Source organism: Gordonia sp. 852002-51296_SCH5728562-b, assembly GCF_001665475.1.
In the GTDB taxonomy this organism is placed as follows: domain Bacteria; phylum Actinomycetota; class Actinomycetes; order Mycobacteriales; family Mycobacteriaceae; genus Gordonia; species Gordonia sputi.
Map to the genome: position 1 here is coordinate 14,730 of NZ_LZMI01000054.1, position 14,355 is coordinate 29,084.

11 protein-coding genes are annotated in these 14,355 nt (G+C 64.5%); 4 read left to right on the forward strand and 7 right to left on the reverse strand.

The features are described from left to right. Positions 1 to 1,476, reverse strand: a complete 1,476-nt coding sequence (locus A5766_RS09060) for a DUF2252 domain-containing protein (protein ID WP_005206011.1) — start codon at positions 1,474 to 1,476, stop codon at positions 1 to 3. A 239-nt stretch (positions 1,477 to 1,715) separates the two neighbouring features. Here A5766_RS09060 and A5766_RS09065 point away from each other — a divergent pair, with 239 nt between their 5' ends. Together A5766_RS09065 and A5766_RS09070 are read left to right on the forward strand one after the other, a co-directional pair. After that, entirely contained in the window at positions 1,716 to 4,661 is a 2,946-nt protein-coding gene (locus A5766_RS09065) for a DEAD/DEAH box helicase (protein ID WP_064904316.1), read from the forward strand. Positions 4,662 to 4,719: 58 nt separating this feature from the next. Next, positions 4,720 to 5,571 carry an SWIM zinc finger family protein gene (locus A5766_RS09070; protein WP_039855638.1) on the forward strand — a complete coding sequence of 284 codons (852 nt, stop codon included), beginning with the start codon at positions 4,720 to 4,722 and terminating at the stop codon, positions 5,569 to 5,571. 10 nt (positions 5,572 to 5,581) lie between these two features. Here the strand turns inward: A5766_RS09070 and nrdF are convergent, their stop codons facing one another. The 5 genes from nrdF to A5766_RS09095 form a co-directional block, all read right to left on the reverse strand. Continuing rightward, entirely contained in the window at positions 5,582 to 6,583 is a 1,002-nt protein-coding gene (nrdF, locus tag A5766_RS09075; protein WP_005206006.1) for a class 1b ribonucleoside-diphosphate reductase subunit beta, read from the reverse strand. A 56-nt stretch (positions 6,584 to 6,639) separates the two neighbouring features. Beyond that, a complete protein-coding gene (gene nrdE / locus A5766_RS09080) occupies positions 6,640 to 8,850 on the reverse strand; it encodes a class 1b ribonucleoside-diphosphate reductase subunit alpha (RefSeq protein ID WP_005206004.1) in 2,211 nt (736 codons plus the stop codon). An 86-nt stretch (positions 8,851 to 8,936) separates the two neighbouring features. Next, on the reverse strand, positions 8,937 to 9,494 hold the full coding sequence (gene nrdI / locus A5766_RS09085) for a class Ib ribonucleoside-diphosphate reductase assembly flavoprotein NrdI (RefSeq protein ID WP_231894588.1): 558 nt from the start codon (positions 9,492 to 9,494) through the stop codon (positions 8,937 to 8,939). Positions 9,495 to 9,532: 38 nt separating this feature from the next. Next, positions 9,533 to 9,766, reverse strand: a complete 234-nt coding sequence (gene nrdH, locus A5766_RS09090; protein ID WP_005174646.1) for a glutaredoxin-like protein NrdH — start codon at positions 9,764 to 9,766, stop codon at positions 9,533 to 9,535. Between the two features lie 355 nt (positions 9,767 to 10,121). Next, positions 10,122 to 10,715: an NADPH-dependent FMN reductase gene (locus A5766_RS09095; protein ID WP_082965481.1), complete on the reverse strand. Its 594-nt coding sequence runs from the start codon at positions 10,713 to 10,715 to the stop codon at positions 10,122 to 10,124. 114 nt (positions 10,716 to 10,829) lie between these two features. Between A5766_RS09095 and A5766_RS09100 the strand changes: the two genes are divergently transcribed. Both A5766_RS09100 and hpxO read left to right on the forward strand, forming a co-directional pair. Next, positions 10,830 to 11,459 carry a TetR/AcrR family transcriptional regulator gene (locus A5766_RS09100; RefSeq protein WP_005174641.1) on the forward strand — a complete coding sequence of 210 codons (630 nt, stop codon included), beginning with the start codon at positions 10,830 to 10,832 and terminating at the stop codon, positions 11,457 to 11,459. Between the two features lie 86 nt (positions 11,460 to 11,545). Further along, positions 11,546 to 12,703 carry an FAD-dependent urate hydroxylase HpxO gene (gene hpxO / locus A5766_RS09105; protein ID WP_064904320.1) on the forward strand — a complete coding sequence of 386 codons (1,158 nt, stop codon included), beginning with the start codon at positions 11,546 to 11,548 and terminating at the stop codon, positions 12,701 to 12,703. Between the two features lie 42 nt (positions 12,704 to 12,745). On the opposite strand, the gene eccB is transcribed toward hpxO, so the two are convergent. Then, on the reverse strand, positions 12,746 to 14,281 hold the full coding sequence (gene eccB, locus A5766_RS09110; RefSeq protein WP_064904321.1) for a type VII secretion protein EccB: 1,536 nt from the start codon (positions 14,279 to 14,281) through the stop codon (positions 12,746 to 12,748). Positions 14,282 to 14,355 lie beyond the last annotated feature (74 nt).

Below are 14,355 nucleotides of genomic sequence, written 5' to 3' on the forward strand. Positions count from 1 at the left end.
TCACGGCCAGCCGGGCGCCGACTCGACGGTCCCGTCATCGATGGCGGCGACCAGTTGGGCGTGGTCGCGCTCGGTCTGGTCGGCATACGCCTGAGCGAAACCGACCACGGATTCCTGGGTCTTGTCCGACTTGCCGAAGTACTCGTCGATCGCCCTGGCGTCGCCGCTGCGGGCATGGGCACGAGCGAGTACGTGACCGCATGCGGTGGCGAAGGTCGCGAGTCGTGGCGCAACGGACTTGCCGTCGGGAATGACCTTCCCGTCACGGAACTGCCTGACGTAGAAATCCCATTCGCGGATCGTCGACCATCCGAGAAAGCTGTCCGACGCGCTCTGGATCAGCCGTTGCCCGTTGACCACGCGCTGTCCGTGATTGGGGTAGACGCTGGGGCCGAGGAACTTCTCGTACACCGACGGCGCGGCCTGTTTGATCTGGAAGAACAGCGGGTCGCCGGTCTGGTGCTCCTCGGTGAGGGCGAGATAGACACGCATTCCGACGCTCCCGACTCCCACCACCTGCTGCACGAGGTCGACGAGATCGAAGCGACGCAGGAGCGCCGCGATGTTCTCCTGGACAGAGCCGTAGTAGCTCACCAGGACGTCGTTGAGTACGTCCTCGAAGTCGGACAGGGCGTGCACCCGGTAGGGCGGGTCCTCGGTGATGGTCCGCCTGCCGTCGACCAGGTGGGTGAGCTTCTTCGACGCTCCCCTGTTGCTTCGTTTCTCAGCGCGTTTGGTGAGGTATTTGTCCAACTGAGCACCGTCCTCCGGGGCCAGGTAACCCGCCAGGTCGTCCGCAGAGACCTTTGCCGACCACACGTCGAGGATCGGCCAACTCGCGTAGGTGGCGATCGACTCGCGGTAGCCGGTGAATCCAGCGCGTACCGCCTTGACTGCCGCCTGCTCGTCGACACCGTTGTCACGGGCGAGCACGACGAGACTCGCGACAAAGCGCAGCAGGTCCCATTCGAACGGCCCCGGCAACGTCTCGTCGAAGTCACGGAGATCAAAGGCCAATGTCCGCTCGGGCGTGTTCCACATCCCGAAGTTCAGCACGTGGGCGTCGCCGCACATCTGGACGTGAATGTCGGTGTTCGGTCGCGACGCGAGATCGGCCGCCATGACGGCGGCGGCTCCCCGGTAATAGGTCCACGGCGACGCCGCCATCCGCCCATGCCGGATGGGGAGCAGTCGTTGATCGCGAATCTCGTTCTGCGACAAGATGGTTTCCAACGCGTCGTGACCGCGTCTGGTCGGGTCCCACTCCCCCAGCGACGTTCTCGGCACCTTCTTGCGCGCCGCCTTACCCTTCGAGCTTTCTGTAGAGGCGTACTCGGTCGGTCCGGAGGCCAGCGCCGCCGACTGCGTTACCGGCCCGCTCTCGGTGGTGGGTTGGGAGGGAAAGTGCGGCGAGTCCGCGCCGGGCGATCCGGACTCCTGCATGGAAGCGTCGGCTGCATCCGTCGGAGAGGTCATGCAACCAGTGTGGCGCGTGAGACGTCACCTCGCGCAGCTTCGACCACTCTCGACCAGCCGTGTCGTGGTCGAGAGTTAATCTCGAATCATGTCCGCCGTTCCCTATGGATGCTCCGACCTGCCCGAAAACCCCGCCGCCTCGAAACCCTGCCGTCTCGAAACCCCGCCGTCTCGACCACCCTTCCGTCTCGACCACCCTGCCGCGTCTTCGCCACGCGTCCGCACCATGCTGATACTGAATGTCGATCACGCCGACAATACGTAGCACGCCGCAGGCGCCGAGCTGGCACACGCTCTGGCGACCGGGCATCGGTATGGCCATCTGGCTTGACAACGATGCGAACCTGCCGGACGAACTCGCACAATTGTTGGCAGGTAAGCGTTTTCGACGCGACATCGGAATGATCGCAGCGACCGGGCGCCGCGAGTTCGTCGCCGCGATCACGCTGGGAACATCATCGGCGGTCGCTGTGCTCGACGCATCTCGCTCGACATCCGTGGCGGGCGACGTCCGGTGGTACCGGATGATGCTCGACGGCGTGCGCAGGTTCGTCGCGGCAGGTTCGGTCGCACCCGTCATCACTGATCTGGGCGGCGAGACCGTCGTTCGCTGGACACCGATTCCCACTGCGGCATGGCGCAGTTGGATGACGGTGATCACCGCCGGGGCACCGGACGCCCTCACCCACAACGGCGGAGCGGAGGCGCTCGCCGACTTCGCGGGTGAATTGGTCGACCACACATGCCGCGCGCGACTCGCCGACTCGGCGGCACGGCTTGGCCCCGCGCGGCCGTCGACGCCGGTACTCGCGGCGCTGGTCGACGACGCCGCGGCCCCCAACTCCGCACGCAGACCCGCGGCGCACACCGCGTGGAGCCAATGGGCGGGCAGCGCACCGCAGGACGAGTCGCTGCTGGTGTTCAGGCTCTTCGAACCCGACGATCTGCCCGATCCCGACGACACCTTCGGTGCATGGGATGACGAACCCGCTCCCGATCCGAGGTGGAGGCTCCAGGTGTGCCGCCGTGCACCCGATGGCCACACCGAACCTGTTGCGCCACACCGCCTCGACGCACACGAGCTCGACCTGGTGACCACCGAACTCGCGTCTGCGGTCCGCGCGTTCGGCGAACTCGCCAAAGCTGATCCTGACCGCAACACGCTCGACTTCCTGTTGCCGACCGACAGCGTCGAACAGCTCCTTGAGTCCGGCACCGCACTTCTCGCCGACGCGGGTTTCCCCGTACTCCTGCCGCGCACAATCGCCGACGTGCGGCCGTCTCTCGGTCTTCGCGCCGCCCCGGTGTCGGGCGGCGGCGCACCCGCACGCATGGTCGGGTTACGCGAGATGCGCGAGTTCGAGTGGCGTCTCGCTCTCGGCGACGGCCCTGATGCCATCACCCTCACCGATTCCGATCTCGACGAATTGTCCAGGCAGAAGGGCGATCTCGTTCGGGTGCGCGGCGTGTGGATGCGTGCGGAGGGTGCCGCGTTGACGCGTGCCGCCACCTTCATCCGCACCCAGCGGGCGTTGCGAGCGTCCGGCGAACCCGCCGACATGGGCGAACTGTTCGGACTCGTGACCGGCACCGCCGACACCCTCCCCATCCCAGTGGGTTCCGTGCGCGGCCTCGGCTGGCTCGACGACGTCGCCGCAGGCTCGATGCTGCGAGCCGAGCCGGTCCCCGCGCCGCCGGAACTTCGAGCCGTGCTGCGCCCCTATCAGCAGCGCGGGCTCGAGTGGTTGGCCCACCTGAGCGCTCTGGGCATCGGAGCCGTACTCGCCGACGACATGGGACTCGGCAAGACCGCCCAGGTCATCGCACTGCTGTGTGCCGAACGCGACGGCTTGCCGACCGACCACGCCCCCACACTCGTGGTGTGCCCGATGTCGTTGGTGGGCAACTGGTCTCGTGAGTTGAACCACTTCGCACCGAGCCTGCGCGTTCACGTCCACCACGGTGCGGATCGCGCACGCAGCGCCACCTTCGCGTCCACGATCGCCGATGTCGACGTGGTCATCACCACCTTCGCGATCGCCACCAGGGATCGTGAACTGTTGGCCGCGCAGCGGTGGCGGCGCATCGTCGTCGACGAGGCGCAGCATGTGAAGAACGTCAGAACAGCTGCCGCAAAAGCGTTGCGCGCCATCCCCGCCCGTCATCGGCTCGCGTTGACCGGCACGCCCGTCGAGAACCGCCTCGAGGACCTGCGAGCCGTGATCGACCTCGTGAATCCCGGCCTACTCGGCTCGGCGTCGACGTTCCGGGCGCGGTTCGCCGAACCCATCGAACGCGACCGGGATCCTGACGCACTTCGACGACTCAACCGCGCCACCCGACCGTTCATCCTGCGCAGGGAGAAGACCGATCCCTCGATCATCAGCGATCTCCCGGAGAAGACCGAGATCACCGTGCGCGCGAACCTCACCGTCGAACAGGCGGCGCTTTACCGCGCGATCATCGACGATCTGATGGTCGCGCTACGCGACAAACAGCAACGCGCCATGCGCAGGCGGACCGTGCTCGCCGCGCTGACACGACTCAAGCAGGTGTGCAACCATCCGGCGCACTATCTCGGCGACGGTTCACCCATGATGCGGCGAGACCGGCACCGCTCGGGGAAGCTCGAACTACTCGGGGACATCGCGACGACACTCGTCGCCGATGGCGACAAAGCGCTCGTCTTCACGCAGTTCGCGGCGTTCGGCGAGATGCTGGCGGCATGGTTGTCCGAGCAGCTCGACACTCCGATCCCGTTGTTGCACGGTGGTATCGGCCGCACCGAACGCGACCGGATGGTCGCGCAGTTTCAAGGGCAAGACGCCGGTCGCACACAGGAGTCAACAGGCTCTCCCCCGATCCTCGTCGCAACACTGAAGGCAGGTGGTACCGGATTGAACCTCACCGCCGCAACCCACGTCGTGCATGTCGACCGCTGGTGGAACCCCGCCGTCGAGGATCAGGCAACCGATCGCGCCTATCGCATCGGTCAACACCAACGAGTCCATGTCCGACGATTCGTCTGCGTCGGCACCTTGGAGGAACGCATCGACGACATGGTCGCCAAGAAGCGCGAGCTGTCGCGACTGACGGTGTCGGCAGGCGAGAACTGGATCGGCGACCTCGGCGACGACGAACTGTTCGACCTCTTCCGACTACGCGACGAGGCGGTCAGCGAATGACCGAGCACACCTACGCATGCACGAGACGCGGGCGGTCGAGTCACGTGAGGCACACGCGATGAGGCGCGGGACGGTCCCGGTGCGCGGCTACGCGGTCACCCGCTGGTCGCGTGCCTTCGTCGACGTTGTCGAGGGCAGAACCGACATCGCCGACGCCACCGGCGCACAGCGCGCGGGCTCGGTCACCGAGTCAGCAGACAGCCGACGAATCAGCAAGGCGCGACGATACTTTCGCGACCGCCACGTCCATCGCCTGTCCATCCGCCCCGGCCAGGTGACCGCATCGGTCGAGGGCAGCCAACTCGAACCGTTCGACGTGATCCTCTCCATGCGCACGGTCGACGTCGACACCGTCGCCACGCTGCTCCGCAGCGTCGCCGGTGTCGCGGAGGTGATGTCGGTTGCGCGTGGTGAACAACCACCGATCGTCGGCGAGCTGCTCGGGCCGACGGAGTCGGCCGACATCGCCTCGCAGTGCACGTGTCCCGACGAGTCGGTCCGGTGCATCCATGTGCTGGCCGTCGCCTACGAGGTTGCCGCAGAGATCGACCGCTCCCCACTCACGCTGTTCACGGTCATGGGCACCGACCTGCCGTCGCTGCTCGACGCTCTGGGCAATGACAGCGGCACAGCTCCGGACGAGTCCGCCGAGCCGAGCAAGTCGGGCACCAACGGCGAGAGCAACGACCGCAATGGGAACGCCGAGCACGACGACCTCGGCGCCGTCGACTTCTTCGGAACACGTGCACCGCTGCCACCGCTGCCTCGGCCGCCACGCGGCAACCCGCTCACCGACCTCGACGGAACGGCGTTGCGCGCGGCCCTGCGGGCGTCCGGGGTCGCGCCCGGCGACATCGCCGAAGCCGTCGACGAACTCGGCGATCTCTACGACAGGCTGGTGCAGGAGTAGCTGCGGCCGATCAGAAGTCCCAGTCCTCGTCCTCGGTGTTGACGGCCTTGCCGATGACATAGGAACTGCCCGAACCGGAGAAGAAGTCGTGGTTCTCGTCGGCGTTGGGCGACAGCGCCGACAGGATCGCGGGGTTCACGTCGATGTCGTCGCGCGGGAACATCGCCTCGTAGCCCAGGTTCATCAACGCCTTGTTCGCGTTGTAGCGCAGGAACTTTTTGACGTCCTCGGTCAGTCCGACCTCGTCGTAGAGCGCCTCGGTGTAGTCGGACTCGTTGTCGTACAGGTCGAACAGCAACTCGAAGGTGTAGTCCTTGAGTTCCTGGCGACGCTCCGGGGTCTGCGTCTCCAACCCGCGCTGATACTTGTAGCCGATGTAGTAGCCGTGCACGGCCTCGTCGCGGATGATCAGCCGGATCAGATCGGCGGTGTTGGTGAGCTTGGCCCGACTCGACCAGTACATCGGGAGGTAGAAGCCGGAGTAGAAGAGGAACGACTCGAGCAGCGTCGAGGCGACCTTACGCTTGAGCGGATCGTCGCCACGGTAGTAGTCCATGACGATCTGCGCTTTGCGCTGCAGTTGCTCGTTCTCCTCTGACCACCGGAACGCCTCGTCTATCTCCTTGGTGGAACACAGCGTCGAGAAGATCGAGCTGTAACTCTTGGCATGTACCGACTCCATGAACGCGATGTTGGTCAGCACCGCCTCCTCATGCGGCGTGGTCGCATCCGGGATCAGCGACACGGCACCGACGGTGCCCTGGATGGTGTCGAGCAGCGTGAGGCCCGTGAAGACACGCATCGTGAGCTGTTTCTCGTACTCGGTCAACGTGTTCCACGATGGGATGTCGTTGGAGACAGGAACCTTCTCGGGCAACCAGAAATTGCCTGTCAGGCGGTCCCACACCTCCGCGTCCTTCTCGTCGGGCACTCGGTTCCAGTTGATGGCCGAGACCCGGCTCACCAGCTTGATGGGTGCGCCGTCTGCGGGACTGTGCGTGCCTGCGGTCATGGTGGTCGCCTCCTGGGGCGGTGTTGACGGTTGGGAGGTGTGCGGGGTGTGGTGGTTTACAGCATGCAGCTGACGCAGCCCTCTACCTCGGTACCCTCCAGTGCGATCTGACGCAGGCGGATGTAGTAGAGCGTCTTGATTCCCTTGCGCCAGGCGTAGATCTGCGCCTTGTTGACGTCGCGCGTGGTCGCGGTGTCCTTGAAGAACAGCGTGAGACTCAACCCCTGGTCGACGTGCTGGGTCGCGGCGGCGTAGGTGTCGATGATCTTCTCGTAGCCGATCTCGTACGCATCCTGGTAATAGTCCAGGTTGTCGTTGGTCATGTACGGCGCCGGGTAGTAGACGCGGCCGATCTTGCCTTCCTTGCGGATCTCGATCTTCGCCGCGACCGGGTGGATCGAGCTCGTCGAATGATTGATGTAGCTGATCGATCCGGTCGGAGGAACCGCCTGCAGATTCTGGTTGTAGAGGCCGTCGCGCTGCACGGCAGCCTTCAGCTCACGCCAGTCGTCCTGCGTGGGGATGTCGATCTCGGCGTCGGCGAACAGTTCTCGTACCCGCTCGGTCGCGGGCTCCCACACCTGATCGGTGTACTTGTCGAAGAACTCGCCGCTGGCGTACTTCGACTTCTCGAATCCCGCGAACGACCGTCCGCGCTCACGTGCGATGGCATTCGACGCCCGCAACGCGTGGAAGAGCACGGTGTAGAAGTACATGTTGGTGAAATCGATGCCTTCGTCGCTGCCGTAGAAAATCCTTTCCCGCGCCAGATACCCGTGCAGGTTCATCTGGCCGAGACCGATCGCGTGAGAGTCGTTGTTGCCCTTCTCGATCGACGGCACCGACGAGATCGCGGTCTGGTCGCTCACTGCGGTGAGTCCACGGATCGCCGTGTCGATGGTTTGTCCGATATCGGGCGAGTCCATCGTCTTGGCGATGTTGAGTGAACCCAGGTTGCACGAGATGTCTTTGCCCACATGGGAATACGAGAGGTCGTCGTTGTAAGTCGACGGCGTCGAGACCTGCAGGATCTCCGAGCACAGGTTGGAGTGGGTGATCTTTCCGTCGATCGGGTTCGCCCGGTTCACCGTGTCCTCGAACATGATGTAGGGGTAACCCGACTCGAACTGCAGCTCGGCGAGAGTCTGGAAGAACTCACGCGCTTTGATCTTGGTCTTGCGAATCCGCCGGTCCTCGACCATCTCGTGGTACTTGTCCGTCACGTTGATGTCGGCGAACGGCACCCCGTAGACACGCTCGACGTCGTACGGGCTGAACAGGTACATGTCGTCGTTGTTCTTGGCGAGCTGGAAGGTGATGTCGGGGATGACCACACCGAGGCTTAGCGTCTTGATGCGGATCTTCTCATCGGCGTTCTCGCGCTTGGTGTCGAGGAAGCGGTAGATGTCGGGGTGGTGTGCGTGCAGGTACACCGCGCCGGCACCCTGCCGTGCGCCGAGCTGATTGGCATACGAGAACGAATCCTCGAGCAGCTTCATGATCGGAATGACACCCGAGCTCTGGTTCTCGATCTTCTTGATCGGCGCGCCGTGCTCACGGATATTGCTGAGCAGCAGCGCGACACCACCACCCCGCTTGGACAGTTGCAGCGCCGAATTGATCGCTCGCCCAATGGATTCCATGTTGTCTTCGATGCGAAGCAGGAAGCAACTCACCGGCTCACCGCGCTGCTTCTTTCCCGAGTTGAGGAACGTGGGTGTCGCAGGCTGGAATCGGCCCTCGATGATCTCGTCGACCAGCGCACGTGCCAGCGACGTATCGCCGTCGGCGAGCGTCAGCGCGACCATGCACACACGATCCTCGAAACGCTCGAGGTAGCGCTTTCCGTCAAAGGTCTTCAGCGTGTAGCTGGTGTAGTACTTGAACGCTCCGAGGAACGTCGGGAAACGGAACTTCTTGCCGTAGGCGTGACCGAAGAGCAGCTTCACGAACTCACGGTCGTACTTGGCGAGAACCTCCGGCTCGTAGTAGTTCTCCTCGAGGAGATAGTCGAGCTTCTCGTCGAGATCGTGGAAGAACACCGTGTTCTGGTTGACGTGCTGCAGGAAGTACTGATGTGCCGCCTCGCGATCCTTCTCGAACTGGATCTTCCCGTCGACGTCGTACAGGTTCAACATCGCGTTGAGCGCGTGATAGTCGAGCTCACCCGGATCGTGATCGGCCGGGCCGGCGTGCACGCCTGACACACTCGCCGACGTGGTGGTGTCCGGGACTGTGGATTCCGAGACGGATGCGGTAGGCGACACGAAGAGACTCCTCGGAGTGTGGGATGCGTGTGGAGGTGATGGAAAGGTTGCCGGATGGTCGAGACGATAGCGGGCGGTACCGACACTCAGGCTCGGACGTTGGCTGCCGTCTCGGGATCGACGAAGGCGTCGCTGCGCGAGAAGTCGGCCAGACCGCTGCGGACGCGGTCGACGTCGTCAGAAGTGCCCATGAGCTCGAATCGGTAGAGATACGGAACCGAGCACTTACGCGAGATGATGTCGCCGGCGAGACAGTACTCCTCGCCGAAGTTCGTATTCCCCGCGGCAATGACGCCACGGATCAGCGAACGATTGTGTGTGTTGTTCAGGAACTTGATGACCTGCTTCGGCACGAAACCGTTGCCTCCCGTCGACGACGGTTTGCCGCCGCCGTAGGTAGGACAGATCAGGACGTAGGGTTCGTCGACCTCGAATACCGCACCTCCGGACCGCTCGCCGTCGAGAACCGGGATACGCGCCGCGCGCATTCCCAGCTTCTCGACGAACCGATGAGTGTTCTCCGACACCGATGAGAAATAGACGATCAGCGGTGACTCGAGAGACGCAGACGTTCGAGACGGCTGTGACGTGAGAGATGGTGATTCAAGAGACGATGATTCAAAAGACGATGTTGTGAGAGACATTCGATCCGGCTTCCCCTTCGGATCGTGATGCGAAGGCTTCAGGCTGCGCGTGTTGCCAACGCTTTGATGCGGTCGAGACGGAAGCCCGACCAGTGCTCGTCGTCGGCGACGACGACGGGCGCCTGCAGGTACCCGAGAGCCATGACGTAGTCACGAGCGTCTGCATCCTGGGTGATGTCGACGACCTCGTACTCGATGCCCTGCTTGTCGAGAGCCTTGTAGGTGGCATTGCACTGCACGCAGGCCGGCTTGGTGTAGACGGTGATGGCCATCAGATTGCTCCTCGGTCGTGGTGACGTCGTACTGCCTCAGGTGGTACTGCCTCAGGTGATTCTCCAGAGTGAAGATAGTGATCTGGGTCACCGACCTCACCGCCATCTCGGAGGGTTACAAGCGATCCTCGTCGTCGGCCTTGCTGGTGTTCCAAACACTACACCTTGTGTCTGACATTTGGTTGCACCACTAGAACTTGTAATGACACCGATGAAAGTCGCAGGTCGCGGGCCTACGCGATCGTGAACTCCGGCGTGTCGCCTTGCGAAACGCGACGGCCACCCGGCTCGGAACTCACACTTTTGTGATTCTTCCGACACAGGCGGCCGCAACAGACCCTCACCGATCACTACCTCATACCGATACCGCGACCTCGGATCCCAGTACGCGCACGGCGTCGACGGCACCGTCGATGACCTCGGCGGGAAGTCGGCCCGAGTCGTCGAGCTGGCTTCCGGACACTCCGAACTCCACCTCCTCTACGACCTGCCCACCCGCGATCTTCACCGACTTGCGGATGTCCTCACGCGACCACGTCCCTCCGAAACGGCCAAGCGCGACCCCGATGACACCGACCGGCTTGCCGGTCAGCGCGCCGGTTCCGTACGGGCGGGACAACCAGTCGATGGCGTTCTTCAACACCGCAGGGGCCGAGCCGTTGTACTCGGGCGTGACGATCAACACGGCATCAGCCGCGGCGACCCGCTCCCGAAGCGCGACGACCTCGGGATCGAGTACGCCGTCCGTCGAACCCGGCGCGTAGTCGACGTCTTCGTTGTAGAACGGCACACGACCGATGTTCTCGACCACCGAGAATTCGATACCGGCGGGGGCATTACGAACCACGGATTCGGCGAGCTGCTTGTTGATCGATGCCGACCTCAGGCTGCCGACCAACACGGCGACGGTGACCTTGGCGTTCTGTGCTGTGATGTCGTGATCTGGCACGAGACTTCTCCTTTTCATGGCGCTACACTTGTTGGGTAAAACCGGACCGCGGTCCGATTTGTTCCACCGAGATTCGCTCCGCAGCGCGGATCCGTCAACCGTTAGGCTCATCACATGCGTAAAGAGGTCGAGGGAGGACCACGGTCACTGCAGTTGACCCAACCCGACAGCGTCGAACGCGCTGACGCGGCACGTAATCGGCGATTGCTGCTGGCCGCAGCGAAAAACCTGATCGACAATCACGGCGCCGCCGCGGTCACCATGGATGCGGTCGCGCGCGAGGCAGGCGTCGGTAAGGGCACCGTGTTCCGACGGTTCGGTAGCCGAACCGGGTTGATGTTCGCCCTCCTCGACCACTCCGAATCGGAGCTACAGCAGTCCTATCTCTCGGGCCCCGCGCCACTCGGACCGGGCGCCGACCCCCTCGAACGACTCCTCGCCTACGGCGCCGCGCGGTTGAAGATGAACGCGGCGCACCTCGACATCCTGCTCGAGGCAGACCTACCGGGCACCGAGTTCTGGAGCCATCCCGTGTCCCGCGCATCGAGTATGCATATCCAGATCCTGCTGCGGCAGTTGGGTTTCCCGGATCCAGTCGAGGTGACGGCGATCGCGCTGCTCACGCCGCTCGGCGCCACCGCCGTCAAGCACTTGACCGAGGTCGTCGGTCTCGACCTCGAGACGATCATCACGCAATGGCGCACCATGGTGACCTCGATGGTCGACGGCTTGCCACGCAGCTGACGATCGCACGCCCGGCGCACAATCGACCTCGCCGCGCGCGACGCCACGATCGGCCCTAGCCTGTTCATGGTGGAAGGGAAGACAACGTGAAGGCAGTCATCATCGGTGCGGGCATGGGCGGCATGAGCGCGGCTATCGCCCTGAAACAACTCGGATTCGACGTCGCGGTCTATGAGCAGGTGACCGAGAACAAGCCGGTCGGTGCCGCGATCTCGGTGTGGTCCAACGGCGTCAAATGCCTCAATCACCTCGGACTCGAGGAAGAGACCGCAGCGCTCGGAGGCATCGTCGACACCATGAGCTACGTTGACGGCCACACGGGCGAGACCATGTGCCGGTTCAGCATGCAGCCGCTGATCGACGAGGTCGGCCAACGCCCCTACCCCATCGCGCGGGCCGAGTTGCAGCTCATGCTCATGAACGCCTACGGATTCGACGACATCAACTTCGGCATGAAGATGGTCTCCGTCGAGGACGGACCCGACGCTGCCACAGTGCAATTCGCCGACGGCACCAGCGTCAGCGGCGACATCGTGATCGGCGCCGACGGCGCGAAATCACTGACCCGCGAATACGTTCTGGGCGGCCCGGTCACCCGACGCTACGCGGGCTACGTCAACTTCAACGGCCTCGTCGCCACCGATCCGGCAATCGGTCCGTCGACCGAGTGGACGACGTATGTCGGTGACGGCAAACGGGTTTCGGTCATGCCGGTGGCGGGAGACCGCTTCTACTTCTTCTTCGACGTCCCGATGCCCGAGGGACAGCCCTTCGAGCGGGGAACCGCCCGCGAGGTGCTCACCAAGGAGTTCGACGGCTGGGCGCCCGGGGTGCAGACGCTCATCGAGAAGCTCGATCCCGCAACGACGAACCGCGTCGAGATCCTCGACCTCGACCCGTTCGACACCTGGGTCAAGGGCCGCGTGGCGGTACTCGGCGACGCCGCGCACAACACCACTCCCGACATCGGGCAGGGCGGCTGCTCGGCGATGGAAGACGCTGTGGCACTTCAGTTCGCCTTCCGCGATCACCCCGACGACGTGTACGCCGCGCTCGCCGACTACCAGGCCGCGGGCGCCGAGCGCGCGGGCGACCTCGTTCTACGTGCGCGCAAACGCTGCGACGTGACACACGCGAAAGACCCCGAGAAGACTGCGCAGTGGTACTCCGAACTCCGAGAAGAGGACGGCACCAACATCATTCGGGGCATCGTCGGCAACATCGTCGGCGGTCCGGTCACCTGAGCAGCGGCCGGTACCGGGCCGCAAGGTGGCCGCTGCGCACACCTAACCCCCGGTCTGCTGCGCGCTCTCCGGCGGGTTGACAGCGATACCTGCCGGATCGGCACCCATGCCGTCGTGCGCGACGAGCGCGTTCTCGCGCGAGAGCGTCGGCCCCGCGACGAGCAGCGCGATCACATCCCACGGAGCGGGCGTCGGCGATGCGCCGAGTCGCAGGACCGACCCCGTCTTCGCGTCCGGCACTCCGTACCGCACACCGGTATCGGCGACGTAGAATCTCGATTCGGCACGCGCACTATCTGATTCATTTCCGGTCACCTGGACATACGCGCCCGAGCCCGGTCGCACGTACACCTGGTCGACGCCGGGGCCGGGCCCGTCGGCACTCGCGACACGGACCGGGCTCGCACCGCCGGGCAGCGGCAGGGTATCGCCGACGAGCAGCGTTGTCCGAGCCGCATCGGCGCCGCGCGCCCACGCCCGGCACACCGTACCCTCGCCGGCTGTGACGAGATGCGGTGTCGTCGTGGGGAAGTCGGCAATGGGCAGATCGTCACGCATCGGACTAGCGGCGACAACGCCGGGCGCGACGGTCGCCACGGGCGCGGCGTCGTCACGCTCCGCGAGACGCAGAATCTCGGCCGTGGCCGCGCTGATGGGTTGAACACCGCTGCGCAGCACCACGTAATAGCCCGCGACGCCATTGGCCGCAGTCGTCTTGATGACCGAGCCGACACGTGCGCCACTGCCTGCCGGTGAACCGCCCGCCAGTGAACTCACGCCACCCTCACCCGCAATGTCCGGCAACGTCAACGGGTCGACCTCGGGAAAAGTGTTGAGCAACCCGCGATTGATCGGCCGCGGCGTCCGACCCTCGAGTCCCAGCGCCCGCAACACCGGAACGCTGGTCGTATCCACCTGCGCGCGCACAGGTGTCGGGTGTCCGTCACGGTCGAGTTGGTAGATCAGGAACACCCCGGCACCATCGGTCACGTACAGGGCATCGTCGGCATTCGCGGCACGGATGTCTGCCCCGAGTTCCGGTTCGCCTGCGACGACCGTCAGCACTCCGGTGCGCGCGCCGACCGAACTCGCACCGATCCCCGACGCACCGTCGGCCGCACTCGCATCGGAACTGTCGCACACCGTCCACGCGGACACACGCGAGACCGGCAGCGCCGACGGCGCACCGGGGATACCGAGGAGAGGACCGCGCGGGTATCGTGCGAGCTTCTTCTCCGACGCCGACGCAGGCTTCTCGTCGCTACCTGTGATGAGTCGTGCCGACGCCAGGTTGAGCACGGGGTGCATGGTCCCGTCGATGACGACGTAGGTGCCACCGGTCTTCGCCGCCACGATGGTCGACTTGCCCACGGAGCCTTGCGGACTGACAAGGCCCCACACCGCGAAACCTGCGAGCACGAGTACGCCGAGCACCGCCCCGACCGCCAGGGCACGCCCCTGTGAGCGCATCGGATCATGCAACATCCGCACGTCTCGACGGATCAGCGCGTGATCGAGACGCCGCAGCAGAAATCTGTAGCCGTTGACCTGCGCTCGGGTCGTCAGTTGACGCGCCATGTTCGCCCTCCCCTAACGTCGTTCCCCATGCGCTTTCGTGGCACCGCCTGTGTCAGGGCACTTCTCGCGTGACA